Source organism: Mesorhizobium sp. M1328, assembly GCF_040318075.1.
In the GTDB taxonomy this organism is placed as follows: domain Bacteria; phylum Pseudomonadota; class Alphaproteobacteria; order Rhizobiales; family Rhizobiaceae; genus Mesorhizobium.
In genome coordinates, this window is the sequence record NZ_JAMYLO010000001.1 from 683,699 (window position 1) to 708,531 (window position 24,833).

Genomic DNA, 24,833 nt, shown 5'->3' on the forward strand with positions numbered 1-24,833 from the left:
GCTAGAGCGGTTCGCCCTTCAACAGTTTCGGCGTGTCGCCGGACAGACCCGACGCCTGGCGGATGAAGAAGCCCTTCAGGCGGGGCATGCGTTCGACAAGGCCGAGGCCGATGTCGCGCAAAGCGCGCAGCGGGCCGAAATCGTTGGAAAACAGCCGGTTCAGCACATCGGTGGTGATGCCCATCTGCACCGTGTCGAAGCGCCGCCATTGCTGGTAGCGTTCGAGCACATCGAGCGCGCCGATGTCTTGGCCGAGCCGGTCGGCCTCGACCACCACTTCGGCAAGTGCAGCCACGTCCTTGAAGCCGAGATTGAGGCCCTGGCCGGCGATCGGATGGATGCCGTGGGCGGCGTCGCCGGCCAAGGCGATGCGCGGCGCGACGAAGGCGCGCGCAATGGTCAGCCCGAGCGGCCAGGCGCGGGGCTTGTCGGCGATATGGATTTCGCCGAGCTTGAGGCCAAAGCGGTGCTCGAGCTCATACTCCAGGACCAGGGTGTCGCCCGCGACCAGCTTTTCGGCATCCTGCGATCGTTCGACCCAGACGATCGACGAACGGTTGGTGCCGTCCTTGCCCGGCTTGAGTGGCAGCGTGGCAAAGGGGCCGGCTGGCAGAAAATGCTCTTCGGCGCGGCCGTTGTGCGGCCGCTCGTGCGCCACCGTGCAGACGATGCCGGACTGGCCATACTCCCATTTCACCGTCTTGATGCCGGCCATGTCGCGCAGCTTCGAGTTGACGCCGTCGGCCGCAACCAGCAGCCGCGCCTTCAGCGTCGCGCCATCGGCAAGATGCACGGTGATGCCGGCACCGTTGATGTCGAAGGCGCTGACGGCGACGCCTTCGATGATGCCGATGCCGAGTTGTTCGGCGCGCCGGCGCAAGGCGCCGTTCAAATCCTTGTTGGCGACCATATGCGCAAAGGGTTCGCCGGGCGCGACCTCGCCGTCGAAGGTGAGGAACACCGGACGGACCGGATCCGTCGTGCGCGAATCGGTGACGATCATTTCGGTGATCGCCTGCGCCTCCGGCGCGATCTCGTTCCAGACGCCGAGCTGGTCGAGCATGCGGCACGCGGCGGCGGCAATCGCCGAGGCGCGGCCGTCCTTCTGCCAGACGCCGGCGGGTGCTGCATCGACGACGGCAACCGCAAGGCTCGGCCGCGCCTGCTTCAGCGATACGGCGGCGGCCAGGCCGATATAGCCGGCGCCGGCGACCAGAACGTCGAGCGAATTCTTGCTGTCCACCATGGCAATTCCTTTCGCAGCCTGACTGTCGCCGGGCATTCCGCCCTTGACTGCCCGCTGTTCCTGTCGGAAACCGCCATGGTAATTTTGCGGCGAGGTCAAGATGACGGCAGCCATGGACGAGCTTCTCGGCATTCTCGACCTCGAGCAGCTGGAACACAATCTGTATCGTGGTCGCAGCCCCAAGCTCGACTGGCAGCGCATCTTCGGCGGCCAGACCATCGCCCAGGCGCTGGTCGCCGCGCAGCGAACGGTCGAGCCCGAGCGCCACGTGCATTCGCTGCATGGCTATTTCATGCGGCCGGGCGACACCAAGGTGCCGATCATCTACGAGGTCGACCGCATCCGCGACGGCGGCTCCTTTACTACGCGCCGCGTCGTGGCGATCCAGCACGGCCAGGCGATCTTTTCGCTCGAAGCTTCGTTCCAGCAGGATGAGGTCGGCCTGGAACATCAGGTGCCAATGCCGCAGGACGTGCCGGCGCCCGACACGTTGCTGTCGCAGCGCGAATTGCTGGGCAAGTTCGGCGAAGCCGTGCCCGACGGCATCAAGCGCTATTGGGAGCGCGACCGGCCGATCGAGATGAAGCCGGTGATGCTGAAGCATTATACCAGCCGGGAAAAGCTCGAGCCGAAGCAGAACATCTGGATCCGCACCACCGGCCCGGTGCCGGCGGACCGCGCCACGCAGGCGGCCGTGCTCGCTTACCTCTCCGACATGACGCTGCTCGACACCTCGACCTTTGCCCATGGCCGCGCCATTTTCGATCGCGATATCCAGGCAGCCAGCCTCGACCACGCCATGTGGTTCCATCGCAGCCATCCGCTCGACGACTGGATGCTGTACACGCAAGACAGCCCGTCGACGCAAGGATCGCGAGGCTTTACCCGCGGCTCGCTGTTTGCGCGCGACGGCACGTTGATCGCCTCGGTTGCCCAAGAAGGACTCATCCGGCTGAAGCGGCCGCCTGCGGAGTAGGCATTTTTCGAAATTTGCCTATTTTTTAAGCATATGCACTGCCGCGCCTGTGAACAGGCAGTCGGCAAACCTTCCCGATTTCGTTGTTTAACAACAGCTTAACACCCTGCTTCGGCAATTGGCACGGAGCTTGAATCCTAGCGGGCACTCTCCGGCTCTCATGGGGATCGGCGAAGTCGTGCAAACGCGGGGACCCGCAACAGCAAAGGGTGAAACCTTATGAAGATCGTGATGGCAATCATAAAGCCGTTCAAGCTCGACGAGGTGCGCGAGGCGCTCACCGCAGTCGGCATCCAGGGCCTGACCGTCACCGAAGTAAAAGGCTACGGACGTCAGAAGGGGCACACGGAAATCTATCGCGGGGCGGAATACGCGGTCAGCTTCCTGCCGAAGATCAAGATCGAAGTCGCGGTCGCCGTCGACATGGTCGACAAGGCCGTCGACGCCATCACCGCGGCGGCCAAGACCGGCCAGATCGGCGACGGCAAGATCTTCGTTTTCGGCATCGACCAGGCGGTGCGCATTCGCACCGGCGAAACAGACACCGACGCGCTTTGAGCCGCGGATACGTATTCCAATGGAGAGTTCAATGAATATTCCTTCCACCTTGAAGATAACGGGACGCGCGGCCGTTTTGGGCTCGCTCGCTCTCGCTGCACTGGGCACGGTTGCTGCGTTCGCGCAGGAAGCAGCTCCGGCAGCACCGGCTGCCCCTGCGCCCGCGCTCGACACCGGCAACACCGCCTGGATGCTGACCTCGACGGCCCTGGTGCTGATGATGACCGTACCGGGCCTGGCGCTGTTTTATGGCGGCATGGTGCGCAAGAAGAACGTGCTCGCCACGATCATGCAGAGCTTTGCCATCACCTGCCTGGTGACGGTGCTGTGGTTCATGTTCGGCTATTCGCTGGCTTTCTCGGATGGCGGCGGCATGAATGCCTATCTCGGCGGCTTCTCGAAGTTCTTCCACAATGGCATCACCACCTCGTCGCTGTGGCTGCCGGGGGTGGCGAACATCCCTGAGTTCGTCTTCTCGATGTTCCAGATGACCTTCGCCATCATCACGCCGGCGCTGATTGCCGGGGCCTTCGCCGAACGTATGAAGTTCTCGGCGCTGCTCATCTTCATGGGAGCGTGGCTGCTGGTCGTCTATGCCCCGATCGCGCACTGGGTGTGGGGCGGCGGCTTCCTCGGCACAGCCGGCGTTCTCGATTTCGCAGGCGGCACGGTCGTTCACATCAATGCCGGTGTTGCCGGCCTGGTCTGCGCGCTGGTTCTCGGCAAACGTGAAGGCTACGGCACCACCAACATGGCGCCGCACAACCTCGTCTACTCCGTAATCGGCGCTTCGCTGCTGTGGGTCGGCTGGTTCGGCTTCAACGCCGGCTCGGAACTGGCCGCCGACGGCCTTGCCGGTGCCGCGATGCTGAACACCCAGGTTGCCGCTGCCGCTGCGGCGCTCGCCTGGATGTTCGCCGAATGGATCGTCGCCAAGAAGCCGAGCGTTCTCGGCATCATCTCGGGCGCCGTCGCCGGCCTGGTCGCGGTGACACCGGCTTCCGGCTTCGTCAATCCGACGGGCGCCTTCATCGTCGGCATCGTCGCCGGCGTGCTGTGCTACGTCTCGGCCGTCAAGCTCAAGCACGCGTTCGGCTATGACGACTCGCTCGATGCATTCGGTGTGCACGGCATCGGCGGCATCATCGGCGCGTTGCTGACCGGCGTGCTCGCCGATCCGGCGATCAACAGCCTCGGCTCGGGTGCTTCTGTCGGCAAGCAGCTCTACGGTATCGTCTTCACCATCCTGTGGACGGCGATCGCGAGCTTCGTGATCCTCTACATCGTCAAGGCGCTGGTCGGCCTGCGTCCTTCCACCCAGGAAGAGGTCGAAGGGCTCGACATCAGCCAGCACGGCGAAGTGGTGCCGTAAAGGTATTGGCTGGCACCGGCGTTTTGCCGGTGCCGGGGAAGATCCCGTCGTGATGCTCCCGCAAGGGCTCACGCCTTGAGGCCCGGAAACCTTCCGGGCCTCTTTTTTTGCGCGGATGGCCGTGATGGCTCGATCACGATCGCTTGATCAAGCTGCCCGATCCGCCGGCGGCGTGAAACATCGGCCGCAGCGGCTCCGAACTGTGGTGCGATCGTCATTTGGACGCTCGTCAAAAACCATGGGGAAGGAACCATCATGAACATCAAGACAATCTGCCTCGGAGCTCTCGCTCTTGCCCTGGTCAGCGGAACGGCGCTGGCCGGTGCGCTGGACGAGCCGGACAACATGGCGCCGTTCTTCACGGACTCCAGCATGAAAACCATGAAGCCGATGGCGGAATTCAAGACCGCGTTCATGGCGATGCCGAAGGAAAAGCAGGAAGCCATGAAGAAGGAATGCAACGATGCGGCGATGAGCAAGCCGCATGCCGAATTCTGCGCCAATGTGCAGGCGCTCGGCGGCGCCAACTGACAATCCCAATCAGGCCGCGGCCTGATTGTTTCATCGCCACGATTCGGACAATGGCGAGCCAGCGTGCCCGCCATTTTCGCCGAGTCAGCGTGGTTTCCAATGCCTGTCGCAGGATCACCGCCGCGTTTGAACAGGAAGTCAGACGTGACATCCTGCGCCCGTTCCGCAGACGCAGACTGCCCATGGTTAATGCGCCCTTAACCTTCCCGCCGCTAGTCTGACAGCCGAATCTGCCGTGTTGCGCGTCCGCGCCCGGCCGGGCAACGACAGACGAGGAAGAGCATGCGTTCAGGGGCTTCAGCACCGCTTGCGCTGGCCGATACGGGGCACGGCATCCGGGCGTTCGCGAGGCGCCAGGTCGGGCGGCTGGTCGGTGCCGGGCTGTTTGCTCTGGTTGGCTTCGGCGTCGCCGCCCTTGCCACCTGGAACGTCGCCGATCCGAGCTTTTCGCACGCCACCGATAATATCGTCACCAATGCAATGGGTTATGCGGGCGCCGTCTTTTCCGACATTGCCATGCAGTTCTTCGGACTTGCCGCCGTTGCGGCGCTGGTGCCGGCGGTGATCTGGGGATTTCTGCTGTTTACCGCGCGCGGTGTCGACCGGCTGCCGAAACGGGCGCTGGCCTGGTTCGGGTTTTCGCTGCTTGGCGCCGCAATTGCCGGCTGCGTGGTGCCGCCCAAGACCTGGCCGCTACCGACCGGCCTCGGCGGCGTATTCGGCGATATGGTACTCAACATTCCCGGCCTGGTCATCGGCGGCTATCCGACCGGCCTCGTCGCCAGCGTGCTCGCCGTGCTCCTGGCAGCGCCGGCGCTGTGGGTATTCTTGTATGGCTCGGCGCTGATTTCGCGCAAGAACGGCTTTGCCGTCCTCGAACAGCCTGCCGTGCCCGATCCGCAGGACGACCTGCTTTTCGACAATGAAGAGGACGAGGGCGACGAAGGTATATTGGCGCTTGGCGCCATCACCCACTGGTGGCTGTCGCTGCGCGCCTATCTGCGCCGCCGCGCCGCGCGCCGGCGCGAGCACGACGATTTCGAGCCGGAGATGGAGCCGCGCCCCAGCGCCTGGCGGCGGGCGGCCGAACGGGTCGAGTCGGCCGAGTTCGCCGAAGCGCGGATGAGCCCGGGCGGGCGCGCCCGCGTCGAGCCGGAATTCTTCGCCGCCATGGTCAACGACCGCAGTGCCTCGATCGACCCCGACGATGCCGACGTCTTCGACAACGATGACAATGACGACATGGATTTTGCACCGGAGCCCGTGGGCCAACGGCGCAGCGCCCCGACAGCGCAGGTTCAGAATTTCCGATCCGATGCGGCCACGCGCGTCGCAGCGCCGGCACCCCGCCCGGCTCCGGGCGCCCGCGTCCAGCGCGAAGCGCAGACCACACTGATCGGCTCGGAAAGGTTTGAAATGCCGTCGCTGCATTTCCTGTCCGAGCCGAAGAATGTCGTGCGCGATGCCAGCCTGTCCAAGGACGCGCTGGAGCAGAATGCCCGCCTGCTCGAAGGCGTGCTGGAGGATTTCGGCGTCAAGGGCGAGATCATCCATGTGCGTCCCGGCCCGGTCGTCACGCTTTATGAACTGGAGCCGGCGCCCGGCATCAAATCGTCGCGGGTCATCGGCCTTTCCGACGACATCGCCCGCTCGATGAGCGCCATCGCCTGCCGTGTCGCCGTGGTGCCAGGCCGCAACGCCATCGGCATCGAGCTGCCGAACGCCAAACGCGAGACCGTCTATCTCAGGGAGATACTCGCCAGCCGCGATTTCGAAACGACAAAGTCCAAGCTAGCGCTGGCGCTGGGCAAGACCATCAATGGCGAGGCGGTGATCGTCGACATCGCCAAAATGCCGCACGTGCTGGTCGCCGGTACCACCGGCTCGGGCAAGTCCGTCGCCATCAACACCATGATCCTGTCGCTGCTCTACCGGCTGACGCCGCAGGACTGCCGACTGATCATGATCGATCCAAAGATGCTGGAGCTCTCGGTCTATGACGGCATTCCGCATCTTCTGACGCCGGTGGTCACCGATCCGAAGAAGGCGGTGGTGGCGCTGAAATGGACCGTGCGCGAGATGGAGGACCGCTACCGCAAGATGTCGAAGGTTGGCGTCCGCAACATCGACGGCTTCAACGCGCGCGTGCAGCAGGCCGAGAAAAAAGGCGAAAGGATCTCGCGCACCGTGCAGACCGGCTTCGACCGCCAGACCGGCGAAGCGATCTACGAGACGGAGAACCTCGACCTCGAGCCGATGCCCTACATCGTCGTCATCATCGACGAGATGGCCGATTTGATGATGGTCGCCGGCAAGGACATCGAAGGCGCGGTGCAGCGCCTGGCGCAGATGGCGCGCGCCGCCGGCATCCATGTCATCATGGCGACGCAGCGTCCGTCGGTCGACGTCATCACCGGCACCATCAAGGCAAATTTCCCGACCCGTATCTCGTTCCAGGTGACATCGAAGATCGACAGCCGCACCATCCTGGGCGAGCAGGGCGCCGAACAGCTGCTCGGCATGGGCGACATGCTCTACATGGCCGGCGGCGGCCGCATCCAGCGCGTGCACGGTCCCTTCGTCTCCGACGACGAGGTGGAGAAGATCGTCGCGCATCTGAAGCTGCAGGGCGTGCCGGAATATCTCGACGCCATCACCGAGGACGACGACAAGGACGACGATGAGCCGTCGGGCAAAGGCAGTGGCGGCGGCGACGGCGGCAATTTTGACGATTCCGACGACCCCTACGACCAGGCGGTTGCGGTGGTGCTGCGCGACGGCAAGGCCTCGACCAGCTACATCCAGCGCCGGCTCGGCATCGGCTACAACCGCGCCGCCTCGATCATCGAGAAGATGGAGAAGGAAGGCATTGTCGGCCCGGCCAATCATGCCGGAAAACGCGAAATCCTGGTACCGACGGAGGACGACAAGTTCTAGAGCGCATCAGCGCCGGCAACTTTGAACCTTTTGGCGCGTTGCAACGGATGAGCGCCGTGCGGCCCGCCAAACTTAAGCCCAACTGGGGGGCCAGACCAATATAACGAGCAAGCAATCAAATGATGGTGACCGGCATGAAAAACGCAACTCTCGCCCCAAGCAGGGATTTCGCCCCAACCCGCCGGCATGTGCTCGGCCTCGGTCTGGTCCTGGCCGGTGCGGCGGCCGCCAACCTCGTGCCCGGCTTCCAGTTGCTAGCGTCGGCGCAAGCAGCGGTTCCGGCGACGGCGCAGAAAATCGCCGATCATTTCTCCTCGGTCAAATCGATGAGCGGCGAGTTCGTGCAGTTCGGACCCAAGGGCGAGCAGACCGGCGGCAAGTTCTTTCTGGAACGGCCGGGCAAGATCCGCTTCAATTATGACGGCGCCTCGAATTTCAGGGTGATTTCCGACGGCAAGTCGGTGGTCATCCTCAACAAGAAGCTGCGGACCTCCGACCTCTATCCGCTGTCGAAGACGCCACTGAAGCTGCTGCTCGACGATAAGATCGATCTCTCGGGCGGACGCGTCAGAAGCGTCAAGGAAGAAAACGATCTCACCACTATCCAGCTTGCCGACAAATCCGTGTTCGGCAATTCGAAGATCACCATGATGTTCGATCCGAAATCCTATGAATTGCGGCAGTGGACCATCACCGATGCGCAAGGCAAGGACACAACGGTGATGATCTTCAACACCAAGGAGGGCGTCAGCTTCGCCCCCGACACCTTCGCCATCGACTATACGGCCAACCGGGAACTGAACACCAAGACTAGGTAGCTTTCTACCGCTGCGGGATGGCTTTCCGCGTTGGTGCGGGCGGCTTGTCTTTACGGTGCGCGGCTGGCAGTAGTTTCCGCGATTGACTTCCGTCGGAGCCATCCGGCGGATCTTGCGTTGTCCGGAACCCCACATGCCGTTTTCCGTCGCTACCTGGAACATCAACTCCGTTCGGCTGCGCATGCCGATTGTCGAGCGCCTGCTGGTCGAGCAGGCGCCGGACGTGCTTTGCCTGCAGGAAACCAAGGTTCCGGACGAATTGTTTCCGGAGAAGGCGTTCCGCAAGCTTGGCTACGAGCACATCGCCTTCCATGGCCAGAAGGGCTATCACGGCGTTGCGACCATAGCGCGTCGTCCGATCGAGATCGTCGAAAAGCGCCGCTTCTGCGACATCGACGACAGCCGGCATCTGTCGGTCACCGTCAACGTCGGCGGCAAGACGATCCTGCTGCATAATTTCTACGTTCCGGCCGGCGGCGACGAGCCCGACCCGACCGTCAACCGCAAGTTCAAGCACAAGCTCGATTTCGTTGCCGAGATGAACGCCGTCCGCGCCGAGCATGACGAGCACTCCGGCTCGATCCTGGTCGGCGATCTCAACATCGCGCCGCTCGAGCACGATGTCTGGTCGCACAAGCAGCTCCTCAACGTCGTTAGCCATACGCCGGTCGAGACGGAAAATTTCGAGGCAATGCGGCTCGCCGGCGACTGGATCGACCTGATGCGGCTGAATGTGCCTTACGAGGAGAAACTCTACACCTGGTGGAGCTATCGCGCCCAGGATTGGCAGGCCTCAAATCGCGGCCGCCGCCTCGACCATATCTGGTCGTCGCCAAACCTGGTGCCGCATTTTGCCAGCTATGAAATCCTGCGGCCGGCGCGCGGCTGGGAACGGCCCTCGGACCATGTGCCGGTGATCGGGCGTTTCAACCTGGATTAGCTTTGTCTCGCCTTAACAACTCAGCGAAACCTGAAGCTATCCGCGATGTAGTCGGGACGGGCGTTGAGCGTGGCGAAAACGTCCTCCAGGTCAGGCGCCCCCGCCAATATGCCTGACAGGACCAGCGTCGTCGCGACGCCGACGCCGTTGCCGCCGGCGATGTCGTGCTCGACGCTGTCGCCGACGCAGACCACGCTGTCGCGCTCCGGGTGGCCCGCCAGTGCCAGCGCTGCCTCGAATATCTGCGGATTGGGCTTGCCAATGCGCGCCACGCTGCCGCCGAGGCTCTCATAGAGATCGGCGAGCCGGCCGGCACCGAAGCGAGGGCCGACGGCAGTCAGCATGATCTTGTCGGGGTTGGTGCAGAAGCATGGCACCCGGCGCGCCGCCGCCGGACCAAGAAGCCGGCGATAATGGTCGAGGTCGTAGCGATCGCCCTCGCTGGCGGAAATCAGCACCAGTTCCGCATCGTCGCCGTCCTTGGCCAGGACGAAGGGCAGGCCGTCGACAGCCGAACGGTCATTGTCGCGGCGGATCAGCAGGCATTTTGTCTGCGGGCGCAGGGCTCCGGATGCCGCCATTTGATGGAAGGAGCGCCACGCCACCTCGCCGGAGGAGACAAAGTGATCCCAGCTTCCCGGTTCGAAGCCGAGCTTCAGCAGGCGGCGCTCATTGGGTTGCGCCCGCTTGCCGGAATTCGAGATCAGCACGATGGTCTTGCCGGCGCGCTTGAGTGCCGACAAGGCTTCGACAGCACCTGGATAGGCGCTGGTGCCGTCGTGCAGCACACCAAATTGGTCGAGCAGGAACACCTGATAGCGGTCGGCCAGCGCGGCGATGCCGTCGAGGTGTTGAATTGCCTTGGCCGTCATAAAAGCCCCGCTGCGCTTGCGCCCATCAGCGCCAGCCGCGCCGTACCGGCAGCGGCCTCGTCCGACAGAGCCGGCAAGAGGGCGACGCCGAGCTTGCGCTGCCGGATCGCCGTCCAGGCCGGATTGGCCGCACCGCCACCGACGCTCCTGACCGATGTCAGCCGGGGGGCGCCGAGTTCGGCAAGCCGGCGATAGCCGAGCGCTTCGATCGCCGCAATACCCTCGAACATCGCTTTCAGATAGTCGGCGTCGTCGGCGGGCCGCGGCTCGAGGCGCGGCGGCAACGCCGGATCGGCTATGGGGAAGCGTTCGCCCGGCGCCGGCAGCGGGTAATAATCGAGGCCGGTCTCGGTCGCCGGGTCGATTTTTTTGCTGAGTTCGACAATGCGGGCGACGGGAAAATGCTGGGCTAGCACCTTGCCGCCGGAGTTCGAGGCACCGCCCGCCAGATAGATGTCTCCCAGCCTATGGCTATAGATGCCGAATTGCGGCGCCGAGATCGGCCGGTCGGAGAGGATCTTGATGGTCAGCGATGAGCCGAGCGCGGTGACGCCGTCGCCCGCGGTAGTCGCACCGGTCGCCAGGAACGACGCACAGCCGTCGGTGGTGCCGGCGACCACGACCAGGTCACGCGGCAGGCCGAACATTTTCGCAGCGCTGGCGGTGAGTGTGCCCGTGACATCGCCCGGTCGCACGACTCGGGGCAGAAGATCCACACGCATTCCGGTGGCCGCGATCCAGTCGGGCCAGCGGCGGGTTTCGACATCGTAGCCGGTTTTCAGGGCGTTGTTCTCGTCGCTGCCGTCGAAGCGGCCGGAAAACTGTCCGGCGATCCAGTCGGCCTGGTGCAGCACAGTGGCGACGCCGGGCAGGTGCTGGAAAGACAGCGCCTTGGCGAGACCGGACGTCGCCCCAAGTGCAGCGCTCGTTGCCGGTGCCGCGCCAGCTATTGCAGTCAGAATAGTGTCGTCAGCGACCTTGTCGTTGTACATCAGCGGTTCGGCCAGCGGCCGCCCGGCGCCGTCGACCGGCAGCAGCGTGCCCGACGTACCGTCGACGGCGATCGAGCGCACTGCCGCGCGATCGATACATTTGAGCAGTTCCGCCAACGTCGCGCCGACCGCCTCCCACCATATGGCGGGGTCGCGGCCGTTCAGCCCAAATCGCTCGAGGGCAATAGCGGAATGCGCGGCAATGGAAAAGTCCGGGCGCATGGCGACGGCGCGCGCGCCGGATGTGCCGATGTCAATGCCGATGGCAAGCGGGCCAGACGAACGCGGCATGTCAGTTGCCTCCGGCATTGAGTCTCTGGCGATATTTTTCGGCGTCCCAGTTGATCAGTTCGTCATTCTCTGCCGCTGTCAGATAATTCAGCTTCGCCGCGACATCGACCCGCGCCGTCACGTCGGCGAGGCAGCGCTGCATGGCGTCGGCACCGGCGCCGGCGTCGCCGCGCATCAGCACGCCGAGGCCGGGAAACAGGATCGCCACGGGTGCGGCGCCGCTGCGCTCGATGACGCGCTTCACACCCTCGTCCGGTCTCGCCACGACCGAACCCTCGCCGAGAAAGATGACGTGGTCGGGGTAGAGGCTGCCCCCTGACGCCATGCGGCAGCTTTCGGGGTCGATCGCCACCGCATGCGCCTCGACGTCGGCCGGTAGTCTGTAGTCGCTGTCGCCGGCCAGCGCCGTCAGCGCCACGATGTCCGGTTCTGCCACCTGGCGCGGCGGTCGCGCCAACAGCCTTGTCACGCGGCGCAGCAGCATGTCGGCCGCGGCGACGGTCTCGGCTGCAACGACCAGGCCGTGATTGCCGAGGATCAGGACGTCCACGCCTGGCCGCAGGCGCTCGGCGATACCCTGGGCGAGCGGCAGTCCCGGCCGGCGATAGGGAACATACGCCCATTGGTGGCCGTCGAGCCGCCTGGCGGCCTCGGCCTCGCAGTCGGCCTGCACGGCCAGCGAAATGGTCTCGACGCAGTGGACATGCAGAACGATGCGTTGCGGCATCAGCGCATGCACGGTGGTCTCGATCGACGGGCGCAAGCCGCGTGGATTGAAGGCGCCGATGGCGAAGGCCTGTGGCTGTTCGGCGGCCGGGTCGCCCCGTTCAATGGCGTCGAGCAATGGCGGGATGCCGACCGGCACCATGATGTCCGCGATGAGCGCGTCCTTCAGCCAAGTGCCGGAGGCCTTGATCCAGAGCGTGTCACCGGCTTTCAGCGAGGTGTTGCCGCCGGCGGCCTGGGTCAGATGCGGCTCGCTGCCGATCTCCGCCGAAAGCGACCGCAGCGCTGCCAGTTCCTGCGCATCCGCACTGATCGTCATCGAAATTCCTCCACAAACCGGCCGCGTGGCCACGGCTTTGGACGTCCCATTGCCGGGACGAAGACCGACGCTGGTATCGCAGATGCGAGTAAGTTACGTCAACAGTGATGTTATCGCGTCAAATCAGGCTTGCAATCGGAGGCACTTTGAGTAAGTTGCACCAATTGCCGTGCAAAATGGCAATGCCGTGCAAAATGGCTTGGGAGGCAAGCGCATTGGGAGGTAAGGGTTGAGCGACTCCGGCCGCCAGCGTCAGATTGTCGAGCTTTTGCGGGACCGGCCTTTCGCATCGGTGCGCGAGCTGCAGGAGCGGCTTGGCGTGTCGGCGGCGACGGTGCGGCGCGACATCGACAAGATCGACGAGGCCGGCGAAGCGCGCAAGGTCTATGGCGGCATCTCGGCGCTCGATGGCGCTTCGCAAGCCGGCGTCGCCTATGCCAGGCCCTATGACGAGAACCGCGACCTCGCCGTCGAGGCCAAGCGGCAAATCGCCGCTCTCGCCGCCACCATGGTGCGCGACGGCGACGCGGTCATCGTGCATGGCGGCTCGACCTGCTTCCATCTCGGCGTCAAGCTCGCCGACCGCAATATCCGGCTCTACACCAACTCGATGCCGCTCGCGGCCTATCTCAGCGACCACGGCCATTGCAGCCTCACTGTCGCCGGCGGCGAACTGCACCGCGAGCCGGGCATCATCCATTCGCTGACGCAGACGGTGCCGTTCTATGCCTCGAAGTTTTTTCTCGGCGCGCAAGGCATCGGCCAGGAAGGTCTTCTGGAATCGCATCCGCTGCTGGTCCGCTCGATCGTCGAGCTCAGCCTCTGCGCCGACCAGATCGTCGTGCTGGCCGACAGCCGCAAACTGTCGATCCACGCGCGCAACGTGGCGCTGCCGCTGTCGCGGATCGGCACGCTGGTCACCGATGACGGCCTGTCCGACGCCGATGCGCGCATGCTCGAAGATGCCGGCGTCATGGTGCGGATCGCCGCTTCCTCGGGAGGCGCCCAGTGAACATCGCCGTCCTCGATTTCGGCAAGACCAATTCGAAGCTGTTCGTCTTCGGCCAGGACGGACAGATCCTCGACGAGCGCCGCACCCAGCCGAGCTGGATCCGCAAAGGCGGCTTCAGCGTGCTCGACGAGCCAGCGCTGCACGACTGGGCGGCTCGCGCCATCGATGACGCCGTCGACACGCATGGCGTCGGAGGTCTGATGGTATCCGGCCATGGCTGCACCTTCGCGCTGGTCGACGACGCCGCGCTGACGCATCCGATCCTCGACTACGAGCAGGAACCGCCGGCCGAAATCGCCGCGCAGATCGACCGCCGCATTCCGGATTTTGCCGAGACTTTTTCGCCGCGCCTGCCGCTTGGCTTCAACTACGGCCGCCACATGTTGTGGCTGAAGGAGGTGGAGCCCGGTGCCTTCGCCGCAGCGAAATCGATCCTCGGCTATCCCCAATATTGGAGCTGGCGTTTTGGCGGCCGGCCGGTGTCGGAAGTGTCGTATCTCGGCTGCCACTCGCATCTGTGGGCGCCGCGCAAACGCGATTTCAGCTCGCTGGTCGATGCCGAGGGCTGGCGCAGCCAGATGCCCGCCTTCGAGCGTGCCGGCGCGGTGATCGGCGAGCAGCGCTTCGGCCAGGCCGCGAAGCCGGTCGCCATCCATAATGGCGTCCACGACAGCAATGCTGCGCTCCATGCCTACCGCCGGCAGCAGCTCGGGCCGGTGACCGTGGTCTCGACCGGCACCTGGGTGGTCGTGCTCAATCCGGACTGTCCGCTCGATGCACTCGATGGCGAGCGCGACATGCTGGTCAATGTCGATGTCGACGACGGCCCGGTGCCGACCATCCGCTTCATGGGCGGGCGCGAATTCGCCACGATCAGCGCCGGCTGGCAGGGCGCAATCGCGCCCTCCTCGGTACAGCGGGTGATCGACGCCGGCATCATGGCGCTGCCGAGCTTCGCGCCCGGCGGCCCGATTCCACACCGCCGCGGCGAACTGGTCGGGCGTACGCCCAATGCCGAGGAACGCGCGGCCATGGCGCTGCTCTATGTCGCGCTGATGGTGGATTTGTGCCTCGAGCTGATCCATTCGGACAATACGGTGATCGTCGACGGCGGCCTGAACAATGGCGGGCTGCTTGCCGCGTTGCTGGCGCAGTTGCGTCCCGGGCAGGCCTTCCTGCAGGGCGCAACGCTGGAGGGCAGCGCCACCGGTGCCGCCGCACTTGCCTTCGAAAGCGTCGGACGCGAGTTTGCCACCGAGGCGCCGGAGGCGGTGCATGCGGCAAGTTTCAGCGGCCTTGCCGGCTATCGCAATGATTGGCGCGGCCTTGCCGCCGACCGGGGTGTGGCCAGGGCAGGTGCGGGAGGTGCGCGATGAGCGCCGCCGCCAGGAGCGAGACGGCCCGCCAGCCCGTGCTGGAGATGCGCCACATCTCCAAGACGTTCGGTGCGATCCGCGCCTTGCACAATGTCTCGCTGACCGTTCATGCCGGCGAACTGCACGCGCTGATGGGCGAGAACGGTGCCGGCAAGTCGACGCTGATGAAGGTGCTGTCCGGCGCCTACCGGCCGGATCCCGGCGGCGAGATCCTGATCGACGGCGTGCCGGCCGCCACGGGCGACCCGATCAAGGCGCGCGCCGCCGGCATTGCGGTCATCTATCAGGAGCTGTCGCTGGCGCCCAATCTGTCGGTGGCGCAGAACATTTTTCTCGGCAACGAGCCGCGACGGTTCGGCGTCGTCGATCGCGAGCAGTGCAATCGGCGCGCCAGCGAGATCATCGCGCGGCTCGGCGTGACCTTTTCGGCGCGCACTCCGGTCGCCAGCCTGTCACTCGGCGAACGCCAGCTGGTCGAAATCGCCCGCGCGCTGTCGACCAATGCGCGCATCATCGTCATGGACGAGCCGACCACGTCGCTGACCTCGCGTGAGACCGACCGGCTGTTCGAGGTGATCGCGACGCTGAAGGCGCAAGGCATCGCCATCATCTACATCAGCCACCGCATGGAAGAGGTCTACCAGCTCGCCGACCGCGTCAGCGTGCTGCGCGACAGCGGCTATGTCGGCACGCTCGACCGCGCCGATCTGAACGCCTCGCGCCTGGTATCGATGATGGTCGGGCGCGATCTGTCGACCTTCTACAAGAAGGATCACCGCCCACCGGACAGCAAGCGCGCCGTCGCGCTGTCGGTGCGCGGCATGTCGGACGGCAATCTCATAAAGAATTGTTCCTTCGATCTCCACAAAGGCGAGGTGCTGGCACTGGCCGGCCTGGTCGGCTCCGGCCGCACCGAACTGGCACGGCTGATCTTCGGCGCCGACAGGCACACATCAGGCACGCTGGAGCTCGGCGGCAAACCGATATCCATCGGTTCGCCAAGCGAGGCGCTCGATGCCGGCATCGCCTACCTGACCGAGGACCGCAAGCAACTTGGCCTGTTCCTCGACATGTCGATCTCCGACAACATCAGCATGGGCGTGCTGGCAAAGGACGCGAACGCCGGCGGTCTGCGCGACTTCACGGCAGCCGAAAAGCGCGCCGCCAAGGCGGTATCCGACCTCTCCATCCGCACCGGCTCGGTGCAGGCCAACGCCGGCTCGCTGTCAGGCGGTAACCAGCAGAAGGTGCTGCTCGCCCGCCTGCTGGAAACCGAGCCGCAGGTCGTCATCCTCGACGAGCCGACCCGCGGCGTCGATGTCGGGGCGAAGTCGGAAATCTACCGGCTGATCGACAATCTGGCCAAGAAAGGCATCGCCATCCTGATGATCTCCAGCGAACTGCCGGAGGTGATCGGCATCGCCGACCGCGTGCTGGTGATGCGCGACGGCATCATTGCCGGCGAGGTGACGGCGTCGGAGGGCGAGCCGCTGCGGCAGGAAGCGATCATGGAACTTGCAACGGGAGCGGCTCAGCGATGACCGACAAGGTGGCCGACACGATGAAAGCGGACGACCGGGCGGTCGGCAGGAGCACAAGGTGGCGCACCGCCATCGCTGCGCTCGGCATGCTGCCGATCCTGATCCTGCTGGCGGTCGGCTTCCAGTTCATCAACCCGCGCTTTTTCACCCAGACCAATCTGCTGATCGTCATGCAGCAATCGTCGATCAACATCGTGCTGGCGGCCGGCATGACCTTCGTCATCCTGACCGGCGGCATCGACCTGTCCGTCGGCTCGATCCTTGCCGCCTCGGCGATGGTGGCGGTGATGGTGTCGCTGGTGCCCGATTGGGGACTGCTGGGCGTGCCGGCCGCCATTCTCGTCGGGCTCGGCTTCGGCGTCATCAACGGGCTGCTGATCGCCTATATCAAGCTGCCACCCTTCATCGTCACGCTGGGGTCGCTGACCGCCGTGCGCGGCGTCGCCCGCCTGCTCGGCCAGGACACCACGGTGTTCAACGCGGACCTGCCGTTCGACTTCATCGGCAACGGGTCGCTGTTCGGCATTCCGTGGCTGGTCATCATCGCGCTGGCGGTCGTGGTGCTGTCCTGGCTGGTGCTCAAGCGCACCGTGCTCGGTACCTGGATCTACGCCGTCGGCGGCAATGCCGAGGCCGCCAGGCTGACCGGCATCAAGGTGCCGTTGGTGCTGCTCTTCGTCTACGGCGTTTCCGGCCTTCTGGCCGGCCTTGGCGGCGCCATGTCGGCGGCCCGGCTCTATGCCGCCAACGGGCTGCAGCTCGGCCAGTCCTACGAACTCGACGCCATTGCCGCGGTCATCCTCGGCGGCACCAGTTTCGTCGGCGGCGTCGGCTCGATCTGGGGCACGCTGATCGGCGGCCTGATCATCGCCGTGCTGTCCAACGGGCTTATCCTCGCCGGTGTTTCGGACATCTGGCAGTACATCATCAAGGGATTGGTCATCATCGTGGCGGTCGCCCTCGACCGTTACCGGCTCCAGGCAGGAGCAAGAACGTGATGGCCCTTAGTCGCCGGCATCCAACGAGCCGGTTTCATGTGTAACGCACCGTGAGAGGCGCGGGGCATCAGGAGGAAAACAAAACAATGAAGACCATCGCTAAACTGCTCTGCGGCGTCGCCCTTGCGGCCGCCGTCATCGCGCCGGCATCGGCCAAGGATCTGAACAAGGTCGGCATCTCGGTCGGCCTGCTCGGCAACCCGTTCTTCGTCGCCACCATCAAGGGCATCGAGGACGCGGCCAAGAAGATCAACCCGAATGTGCAGGTGACCTCGGTATCGGCCGACTACGACCTCAACAAGCAGGTGTCGCAGGTCGATTCCTTCATCGCCGCCGGCGTCGACGTCATCATGCTCAACGCCGTCGATGCCAAGGCGATCGCGCCGGCGGTGAAGAAGGCGCAGGCGGCCGGCATCGTCGTTGCCGCCTTCGATGTTTCGGCGCCGGGCGCCGACGTCACCGTGATGACCAACAATGTCAAGGCCGGCGAAGAGGCGTGCCAGTATCTGGTCGATCGTACCGGCGGCAAGGGCGACTACGTCATCCTCAACGGCCCGGCCTCGTCGTCGATCCTGGAGCGGGTCAAGGGCTGCAAGGACGTGCTGGCAAAACACCCGGACATCAAGGTTCTTTCCGACGACCAGAACGCCGAAGGCTCGCGTGACGGCGGCCTGAAAGTGTTCCAGTCGCTGCTGACCCGTTTCGACAAGATCGACGCGGTCTTCGCCATCAACGATCCGACAGCGATCGGCGCCCAGCTTGCGGCCAAGCAGCTCAACCGCTCGGAGTTCATCTTCACCGCGGTCGACGGTGCGCCGGATATCGAGAAGGAACTCGCCTCCGGCACGTCGATGATCAAGGCCTCGGCCTCACAGGATCCCTATGTGATGGCCGGCCAGTCGCTGACGATGGCGGCTGACCTGCTTGCCGGCAAGAAGCCGGCCGAGCCGACGGTGCTGCTCGACCCGAAGCTGATCACCGCCGACAATTTGAAGGATTACAAGGGCTGGACCGCAGCTCGCTAAGCCCCCCAAGCGGGGGGCGGCCGGGATGACCGGCCGCACCTTTTTTGTTCGAGCAACGGATTGCCAAAACCGATTTGGACTTACGTCCGCTACTCCTGCAATAACCGGAGACAATCATGTCGCGCATCGGAATCCACTCATTCGTCTGGTCGGCGAGCTCGGCGCAGGGCGACCTCGAGCGGACGCTGGCCAACACCAGGGAAGCCGGCTTCGACCTGATCGAATTCTCCTATCTCGACCCCGCCAATGTCGACATTGATGGGTTGGCCAAGCGGATCGCCGATCTCGGCCTCGGTGTTGCGATCAGCATCGGACTGCCGGCCGACGGCGATATTTCGAGCGCCGACAAAACGATTGCCGCGCACGGCGTCGAAATCCTGAAACGTACGATCGCGCTGACCCGCGATCTCGGCGGCCAGAAGGTTGCCGGCATCCTCAGCACCAGCCACGGCTTGCAGAGCGAGGCGCCGACGCGCGACCAGTGGAACCGCAGCGCCGGCACGCTGGCCGAGGTGGCGGAGACGGCAAAATCAGCCGGCGTCACCCTCAACCTCGAAATCGTCAACCGCTTCGAAAGCAATCTGCTCAACACCGCAGCGCAAGGCATGGCCTTCATCGCGGACAGCGGCTCCGACAACATTTTCCTGCATCTCGACAGTTTCCACATGAACATCGAGGAGGCCGATGTCAGCTTGGCCATTCGCAACGCCGCAAGGAAGATTGGCTATGTCCATATCGGCGAGAGCCATCGCGGCTTCCTCGGCACCGGCAATATCGATTTTGCGGGGATATTCGATGCGCTGACCGCCATCGGCTACAGCGACGACCTCAGCTTCGAATCCTTCTCCTCGGAAATCGTCGACGAGAACCTGTCGCGGAAAACCGCGATCTGGCGCAATCTGTGGACCGACAATATGGAGTTGGCCAAACATGCGCGCCGCTTCATTGCGCTCGGACTGGAGACGGCGCGGCGCAAGGCCGAGCTTGTTTCCGCAACGCACCGGCCTTGAGCCCTCGCGGTTCCAATCTGGTTAGGCCAGAGGCGCTACATTAGCCGGCAAAACGCGGCCCAAGTTCCTCGATCCGGCGGATCATCGCCTGGAAATCCTCCGAGATGCGCTGGTGCAGGTGAACCGCCAGCTCCGGATATTCCTCGAGGATGCGGCGGAACATCTTGCGGCTGAGCCGCAGCACTTCCGAATCGATTTCGGCGGAGGCGCTGGTCAGCCGGTTGGTGTCGGCGATCAGCGCCAGTTCGCTGAGCATGGTGCCGGGGCCGGCGGTGCCGATCGGGATGCGCTCGCCATCGTGCTCGCGGTAGAGGACGATGCGGCCGCTGATCACGATATAGGCGCAATCAGCCTCGTCGTCCTCGCGGTAAAGCTTGTGGTCGGCTTGCAACTTGGTGGTTTCGGCGCCGAAGGCGAGCAGACGCAGCTGTTCCTGCGTGAAGCCCTCGAAGAGCCTCACGGCGGACAGGATGCGGATGTCGTCATCCAGCGCCATCTAGCTATGTCCCCGAACCGTCAGTCCGACTCCTCCCCTACGAGGCCGATCCAGAACCACCTCCAGCCTCAGGACCGTACCCGAAAAGCGCCCCGCCCGGATCGCTTATTTGAATAATGAAATGTTTAAGGAACCAGCTTGTAGCCGCCGCTTTCTGTCACGAGAATTTCCGCGTTGGAAGGATCGCGCTCGATCTTCTGGCGCAGCCGGTAGACATGCGTTTCCAGAGTATGCGTGGTGACGCCGGAATTGTAGCCCCAGACTTCCTCCAGCAGCACGTCGCGGGTCACCACCTTCTGGTCGGCGCGGTAGAGATATTTGATGATCGAGGCTTCCTTTTCGGTCAGCCGAACCTTGGCGCCGCGCGGGTCGATCAGAAGCTTCTGGCTGGGCTTGAACGTGTAGGGGCCGACCGAGAAAGTGGCGTCCTCGCTCTGTTCGTGCTGGCGCAGCTGGGCGCGGATGCGGGCCAGCAGCACGGCAAAGCGGAACGGCTTCGTCACATAGTCGTTGGCGCCGGCCTCGAGGCCAAGGATGGTGTCGGAATCGGTATCATGGCCGGTCAGCATGATGATCGGCGCCTTGTAGCCGCCCTTGCGCAATATCTTTACCGCCTCGCGGCCATCCATGTCGGGCAGGCCGACATCCATGATCAGCAGGTCGATGAGCCCGCCGCGCGCCGTGGCGACGCCTTTGGCGGCGGTCGCTTCCTGCAGGACATCGAATTCCTCATAAAGCGACAATTGCTCGACAAGGGTGCCGCGCAGGTCGTCATCGTCGTCGACGATCAGAATGGTGCGTGAAGTCATGGATCAATCCGTTGTTTTGAAAAGAGATTTCAGTTGACCGCTGCCTGTTTATGCGGAAGCTGACCGGCACAACAGCCGTTCACAGTGATTTGTTCCGTGGCACGATCATACAAGAAAAAACACGATCGCAATGCAGTCGGCGCAATTTTGCCGAAAGGGCTCACCGTGCTCACCGTGCGCGCGCGCCCAGGCCAGCCCAGCCAAGGCTTTCTGCAGGCTGGCAAACTCGTGTTTCCATGTGCGCTGGGGCATGGCGGCATCTCGGCCGGCAAGCGCGAGGGCGACGGCGCCACCCCGCTTGCCTCGATGCGGATATTGTCGGGATATTTTCGCGGCGACCGTTTTGCCGGCGGCCGCCGGACGCGGCTGGCGATGACGCCGATCGGCCGCGATCTCGGCTGGTGCGAGGTGCCTGGGGACCGCAACTACAACCGTCCGGTAAAAATCCCGTATGGCGCCAGCCATGAGCGGATGCTGCGGGCCGACGACCTCTATGACGCCTGCCTGGTGCTGGACTGGAACTTTGTGCCGCGCCGGCGCGGGCGCGGCAGCGCCATCTTCTTCCACCTGGCGCGCCCCGGCTTCACGCCGACGCAAGGCTGCGTCGCGGTAACGGCCCGCACCATGGCACGGCTGCTGCCGCTGCTGTCGGAGCGGACGGTGGTAAGGGTGGTAAGGTAAGGGAGTAGGGGAATAAGGGAGTAGGGGAATAGGGCAGTAAGGGTAAGACAGGCGCGGGCGCGCCGCTTAGCTTTTCCTACTCCCCTACTCCCCTACTCCCCTACTCCTTTGCCACCCTATGTCGAGAAGGCCGAGCCGGCCGAGTTCCCGGTCCATGGCGCGTGCGATGTCCTTGCGTTCGCCGCCAATGTCGCGCAGCTGGCGGTCGGAGAGATTCTCGACATTCTCGTAGGGAAGACTGACCGCGATTCTCGCGTGCCGAAGCCAGTCAAGCACGGCGCGCAGCCAGGCCGGGCGGAGGCTTACAGAGCGCAAGGTGATGTCAGACATGGTGCAATCCGCTTCTCCGGACATCAAATCCGGTTTGATGTTTCTTTGATGCTCAGATCATGGCGGATTGAAATTCAAACGGGAAACGAGTAGTTTTTTCCGCATCTTCAAGTTTTGTTTGAGGATTGGAATGCTCGACCGAACCCTCCTCGTCTGGCACTGATGGCGCGCCTGTTGCCTGGAACCCGTGCGCTGCGGACGCTGGAGGCAGCGGCCCGGCACCTCAATTTCACCCGCGCCGCCGACGAGCTCGGCCTGACCCCGGCAGCGGTCAGCCACCAGATCAAGGAAATCGAGGATCAGCTCGGCATCGTGCTGTTCACACGCACCAGCCGCACGATCCGGCTGACCGAGGCGGGCGCGGTGCTGTTCGAAGCTTCGACCGATGCGCTCGACCTGCTTGGTCGGGCCGTCTCACGGGCGCAGAAGACAGCGCGCGGATCGGCGCTGCTGAAGGTCACCCTCGATGCGCAATTCGCGACGAAGTGGCTGATGCGGCGCGTCGACGATTTTCGCAAGCAGCATCCGGCGATCGAGCTGCGTTTCGACATCAGCTACGAGGTGCGCGACTTCGATCGCGACGACGTCGATCTCGGCATCCGTTTTGGCACCGGCAAGTATCCGGGGCTTCGATCGCACCGGCTGTTCGAAAACGTCATTATTCCCGTCTGCAGTCCGGCCTTGCTGCGGTCAGGGCCGCCGCTCAAGGAGCCGCGCGACCTGTTCCATCATACGCTGGCCCATATCGAGTGGTCGCGCCAAGGCGTCACCTGGCCGAATTGGAGCATATGGATGGCGGCGGCGGGCGTCGACGATTTCGACGACAGCCGGACCATCGTGTTCGGCAACTCGACGGATGCCGTCCAGGCCGCGCTCGACGGCAACGCGGTCGCGCTCGCCGATTTCGCCATGGTGGCAACCGACCTGTCCGAAGGCAGGCTGATCCGGCCCTTCGAACTCGGCATCAAGGTCGCGCCCGAATTCGCCTATTTCCTGGTCTATCCCGAAAGTGCGGCGAATGATCCGCGCATCGTCGCATTTCGCGATTGGCTTCTCGAGGAAATCGCCAAGACCCCGACCTGACGGTCAGCCCACCGCCGCGCCGAACCAGCCGATCACCGCGCCAATGAGAAGCAGCACGCCGAGCCAATGGCCGACATCGATGAGCGTCAGATCCCAGCCGAAGCCTTCGTAGCGATGGTTGACTGAAAGCGTGGTGGCGACGAACCCCAGCCAGAGAACGAAGCCGAAGATCACCCCGGCAAGCAGGCTCGGTTCGCCGCCGGTCACCGCGCCGATGATCAGCGACATGACCAGCGCCATGACGAGGTCCGCGATGAAGGAGACGACGAAGGGCAGCATCGATTTGCTCATCGTCGCCGGATCAAGCTTGGCGGCCTTCAGCCACGGCTTGCTCAAGCCCATGTACCAGGCCGCGCCGAACAGCCATGCCACGACGGCGGCGACGATTACCGCCAGCCAATTGATTGCTGAAAAATCCATGGTTCCCTCCGGTCGATTGCGCGATGGAACGCCTGTTCGGCGATGCCGTCAAGCAAGACGCCAGACGGTCGTGCGCTTGACCTCGGCGTCCTCCAGCGCCCGGGTCACCGCCACTTCATAGACGGCAAGCGGTTTCAGTCCCGCCCTCGGCAGATAGGAACGGCCGGGATCGCCGACGAGGATGTCGGCGCCGCGCGCCTTCAGAGTGACGAACCACGGCATCAGCCTGTCGGCAAAGGACTTGTCGTAGAAGACATCGCCGGCCAGCACGACGTCCCACCCGGCATCGCTGCCGATGCAGTCGCCGATGAGGAATTTTATCTCGGCTCCATTTGCCTCGGCGTTGAGGCGGATCGCTGTCGCGCAGAGCGGGTCGATATCGGCGGCGATCACCTCCGCGGCGCCAGCTTTGGCCGCGGCAATGGCGACAAGGCCGGAGCCGGAGGCGAAGTCGAGCACGCGCCTGCCGCGCACCGCCGCCGGATTGTCGAGGATGTAGCGGGCAAGGCCCTGGCCGCCGGCCCAGACAAAAGCCCAGAAGGGCGGCGGCAGGCCGATTTCGGTCAGCTCGTCCTCTGTCCGCTGCCATAATTCATGTGCCTCGTCGGCCAGTTGCAGGCGGATCTCCGGCACATGCGGCGGCGCCATCAGCGCCGTGTTGTCGAGGATGAATTTCTTGGCGCTGTCCGGCGTCAGCGCCGTCATGGCGCCGGCGTCAGGCCGCCCATGCGGCAAACTTCTTGCCATTCGGCCGGCGTCACCGGCTGCACGGACAGCCGCCCGAGCCGCACCAGCGCCATGTCGGCCAGCTTTGGATTGGCCTTGGCCTGCTCCAGCGTCACTGGCTTCGGCATGTCCTTGAAGGCGCGGATATCGACGCACTCCCAGCGGGGGTCGTCGGTGGTGCTGTCCTGATGGGCCAGAGCGCAGACTTCGGCGATGCCGACGATGTCGAGCCCGTCATTGGAATGGTAGAAGAAGCCGAGATCGCCGATCTGCATCGCCTTCATGTTGTTGCGCGCCGCATAATTGCGCACGCCGTCCCATTGCGTGCCGGCCTTGCCCTTGGCCTTCAGCATTTCGAAGGAGAAGACCGAGGGTTCGGATTTGAACAGCCAGTAGTTCATTGTTTTGCTCCTCCTCAGGTGCCGCCTCGATTAGATATCCGCCGGTTTGTTGAAGCTCCAGTTCCACTGCCGGATTTCGACGCTTTCGAACAGCCCTGCCTTGGTATAGGGATCGGCCGCCGACAGGGCTTTTGCCGCAGCCAGATCGGGCGCCTCGACAACGGCGAGAGTGCCGTTCGGCTTGCCGTCGGCGTCGAGGAACGGGCCGGCGAAGGCCAATTTCTTGTCGCCGTTCAGCCCTTCCAGGAAGGCAAGGTGCTTGGGCCGCGTATCGAGCCGCACCTGCAGGCTTCCTGGCTTGTCCTTGCAAATCAACGCAAACAGCATCTTTCCATCTCCGCAATCGT

The 24,833-nt window shown here is 64.2% G+C and carries 26 protein-coding genes; 15 read left to right on the forward strand and 11 right to left on the reverse strand.

Translation table 11 applies throughout. The annotated features are described in order from the left end of the window. Window position 1: 1 nt before the first annotated feature. Window positions 2-1,246: a ubiquinone biosynthesis hydroxylase gene (locus tag NKH23_RS03440; RefSeq protein WP_352913177.1), complete on the reverse strand. Its 1,245-nt coding sequence runs from the start codon at window positions 1,244-1,246 to the stop codon at window positions 2-4. A gap of 100 nt (window positions 1,247-1,346) precedes the next feature. Between NKH23_RS03440 and tesB the strand changes: the two genes are divergently transcribed. From tesB to NKH23_RS03475, 7 genes are all read left to right on the forward strand, one after another. After that, window positions 1,347-2,222 (forward strand): acyl-CoA thioesterase II, encoded by an 876-nt coding sequence (gene tesB / locus NKH23_RS03445; protein WP_031212697.1) that lies wholly within the window; start codon window positions 1,347-1,349, stop codon window positions 2,220-2,222. 219 nt (window positions 2,223-2,441) lie between these two features. Beyond that, complete coding sequence (locus NKH23_RS03450; protein ID WP_292664109.1) at window positions 2,442-2,780, forward strand: P-II family nitrogen regulator; 339 nt, start codon at window positions 2,442-2,444, stop codon at window positions 2,778-2,780. Window positions 2,781-2,829: 49 nt separating this feature from the next. After that, window positions 2,830-4,152, forward strand: coding sequence for an ammonium transporter (locus tag NKH23_RS03455; protein WP_352540949.1), 1,323 nt, complete (start codon window positions 2,830-2,832; stop codon window positions 4,150-4,152). A 255-nt stretch (window positions 4,153-4,407) separates the two neighbouring features. After that, window positions 4,408-4,683: a hypothetical protein gene (locus tag NKH23_RS03460; protein ID WP_352912979.1), complete on the forward strand. Its 276-nt coding sequence runs from the start codon at window positions 4,408-4,410 to the stop codon at window positions 4,681-4,683. A gap of 282 nt (window positions 4,684-4,965) precedes the next feature. After that, window positions 4,966-7,620 carry an FtsK/SpoIIIE family DNA translocase gene (locus NKH23_RS03465; protein ID WP_352912978.1) on the forward strand — a complete coding sequence of 885 codons (2,655 nt, stop codon included), beginning with the start codon at window positions 4,966-4,968 and terminating at the stop codon, window positions 7,618-7,620. Between the two features lie 134 nt (window positions 7,621-7,754). Further along, complete coding sequence (locus tag NKH23_RS03470; protein WP_352718507.1) at window positions 7,755-8,438, forward strand: outer membrane lipoprotein carrier protein LolA; 684 nt, start codon at window positions 7,755-7,757, stop codon at window positions 8,436-8,438. 133 nt (window positions 8,439-8,571) lie between these two features. Beyond that, entirely contained in the window at window positions 8,572-9,378 is an 807-nt protein-coding gene (locus NKH23_RS03475) for an exodeoxyribonuclease III (RefSeq protein WP_352977054.1), read from the forward strand. Window positions 9,379-9,398: 20 nt separating this feature from the next. On the opposite strand, the gene NKH23_RS03480 is transcribed toward NKH23_RS03475, so the two are convergent. Genes NKH23_RS03480 through NKH23_RS03490 form a run of 3 tightly spaced genes read right to left on the reverse strand, consistent with a single transcriptional unit; the run spans window position 9,399 to window position 12,578 of the window. After that, a complete protein-coding gene (locus tag NKH23_RS03480; protein ID WP_352977055.1) occupies window positions 9,399-10,250 on the reverse strand; it encodes a TIGR01459 family HAD-type hydrolase in 852 nt (283 codons plus the stop codon). Next, on the reverse strand, window positions 10,247-11,533 hold the full coding sequence (locus NKH23_RS03485; protein ID WP_352912975.1) for an FGGY-family carbohydrate kinase: 1,287 nt from the start codon (window positions 11,531-11,533) through the stop codon (window positions 10,247-10,249). Before NKH23_RS03485 ends, NKH23_RS03480 begins: the two co-directional genes overlap by 4 nt. 1 nt (window position 11,534) lies before the next feature. Further along, on the reverse strand, window positions 11,535-12,578 hold the full coding sequence (locus NKH23_RS03490; RefSeq protein WP_352912974.1) for a class II aldolase/adducin family protein: 1,044 nt from the start codon (window positions 12,576-12,578) through the stop codon (window positions 11,535-11,537). Window positions 12,579-12,807: 229 nt separating this feature from the next. Between NKH23_RS03490 and NKH23_RS03495 the strand changes: the two genes are divergently transcribed. The 6 genes from NKH23_RS03495 (at window position 12,808) to NKH23_RS03520 (ending at window position 19,540) form a co-directional block, all read left to right on the forward strand. Then, complete coding sequence (locus tag NKH23_RS03495) at window positions 12,808-13,590, forward strand: DeoR/GlpR family DNA-binding transcription regulator (RefSeq protein WP_292663773.1); 783 nt, start codon at window positions 12,808-12,810, stop codon at window positions 13,588-13,590. Next, window positions 13,587-14,966, forward strand: coding sequence for an FGGY-family carbohydrate kinase (locus NKH23_RS03500; protein ID WP_352977056.1), 1,380 nt, complete (start codon window positions 13,587-13,589; stop codon window positions 14,964-14,966). The genes NKH23_RS03495 and NKH23_RS03500 overlap by 4 nt, the downstream gene beginning before the upstream one ends. Then, window positions 14,963-16,507 carry a sugar ABC transporter ATP-binding protein gene (locus tag NKH23_RS03505; RefSeq protein ID WP_352912972.1) on the forward strand — a complete coding sequence of 515 codons (1,545 nt, stop codon included), beginning with the start codon at window positions 14,963-14,965 and terminating at the stop codon, window positions 16,505-16,507. The genes NKH23_RS03500 and NKH23_RS03505 overlap by 4 nt, the downstream gene beginning before the upstream one ends. Window positions 16,508-16,527: 20 nt before the next feature. Next, window positions 16,528-17,505 (forward strand): ABC transporter permease subunit, encoded by a 978-nt coding sequence (locus tag NKH23_RS03510; protein ID WP_502894527.1) that lies wholly within the window; start codon window positions 16,528-16,530, stop codon window positions 17,503-17,505. Between the two features lie 86 nt (window positions 17,506-17,591). Continuing rightward, on the forward strand, window positions 17,592-18,530 hold the full coding sequence (locus NKH23_RS03515) for an ABC transporter substrate-binding protein (RefSeq protein ID WP_352912971.1): 939 nt from the start codon (window positions 17,592-17,594) through the stop codon (window positions 18,528-18,530). Window positions 18,531-18,646: 116 nt separating this feature from the next. Beyond that, window positions 18,647-19,540 (forward strand): sugar phosphate isomerase/epimerase family protein, encoded by an 894-nt coding sequence (locus tag NKH23_RS03520; RefSeq protein WP_352912970.1) that lies wholly within the window; start codon window positions 18,647-18,649, stop codon window positions 19,538-19,540. 40 nt (window positions 19,541-19,580) lie between these two features. Here the strand turns inward: NKH23_RS03520 and NKH23_RS03525 are convergent, their stop codons facing one another. Beyond that, window positions 19,581-20,036, reverse strand: coding sequence for a Crp/Fnr family transcriptional regulator (locus tag NKH23_RS03525; protein WP_352718480.1), 456 nt, complete (start codon window positions 20,034-20,036; stop codon window positions 19,581-19,583). Between the two features lie 125 nt (window positions 20,037-20,161). Continuing rightward, window positions 20,162-20,845 carry a response regulator transcription factor gene (locus NKH23_RS03530; RefSeq protein WP_023680479.1) on the reverse strand — a complete coding sequence of 228 codons (684 nt, stop codon included), beginning with the start codon at window positions 20,843-20,845 and terminating at the stop codon, window positions 20,162-20,164. 144 nt (window positions 20,846-20,989) lie between these two features. Here NKH23_RS03530 and NKH23_RS03535 point away from each other — a divergent pair, with 144 nt between their 5' ends. After that, the gene (locus NKH23_RS03535) at window positions 20,990-21,526 is read left to right on the forward strand and encodes a L,D-transpeptidase family protein (RefSeq protein WP_352913174.1); all 537 of its coding nucleotides are present in this window, start codon (window positions 20,990-20,992) and stop codon (window positions 21,524-21,526) included. Between the two features lie 84 nt (window positions 21,527-21,610). On the opposite strand, the gene NKH23_RS03540 is transcribed toward NKH23_RS03535, so the two are convergent. Beyond that, window positions 21,611-21,856: a hypothetical protein gene (locus tag NKH23_RS03540; protein WP_352912969.1), complete on the reverse strand. Its 246-nt coding sequence runs from the start codon at window positions 21,854-21,856 to the stop codon at window positions 21,611-21,613. 162 nt (window positions 21,857-22,018) lie between these two features. Between NKH23_RS03540 and gcvA the strand changes: the two genes are divergently transcribed. After that, window positions 22,019-22,939: a transcriptional regulator GcvA gene (gcvA, locus tag NKH23_RS03545; protein ID WP_352912968.1), complete on the forward strand. Its 921-nt coding sequence runs from the start codon at window positions 22,019-22,021 to the stop codon at window positions 22,937-22,939. Window positions 22,940-22,942: 3 nt separating this feature from the next. Here the strand turns inward: gcvA and NKH23_RS03550 are convergent, their stop codons facing one another. Genes NKH23_RS03550 through NKH23_RS03565 form a run of 4 tightly spaced genes read right to left on the reverse strand, consistent with a single transcriptional unit; the run spans window position 22,943 to window position 24,813 of the window. Beyond that, window positions 22,943-23,359 (reverse strand): DUF1761 domain-containing protein, encoded by a 417-nt coding sequence (locus NKH23_RS03550; protein ID WP_352912967.1) that lies wholly within the window; start codon window positions 23,357-23,359, stop codon window positions 22,943-22,945. Between the two features lie 48 nt (window positions 23,360-23,407). After that, window positions 23,408-24,106 carry a class I SAM-dependent methyltransferase gene (locus NKH23_RS03555; RefSeq protein ID WP_502912321.1) on the reverse strand — a complete coding sequence of 233 codons (699 nt, stop codon included), beginning with the start codon at window positions 24,104-24,106 and terminating at the stop codon, window positions 23,408-23,410. Continuing rightward, entirely contained in the window at window positions 24,061-24,486 is a 426-nt protein-coding gene (locus NKH23_RS03560) for an EVE domain-containing protein (protein WP_352468158.1), read from the reverse strand. The genes NKH23_RS03555 and NKH23_RS03560 overlap by 46 nt, the downstream gene beginning before the upstream one ends. A 30-nt stretch (window positions 24,487-24,516) precedes the next feature. After that, the gene (locus tag NKH23_RS03565) at window positions 24,517-24,813 is read right to left on the reverse strand and encodes a YciI-like protein (protein ID WP_292663798.1); all 297 of its coding nucleotides are present in this window, start codon (window positions 24,811-24,813) and stop codon (window positions 24,517-24,519) included. Between the last annotated feature and the right edge of the window lie 20 nt (window positions 24,814-24,833).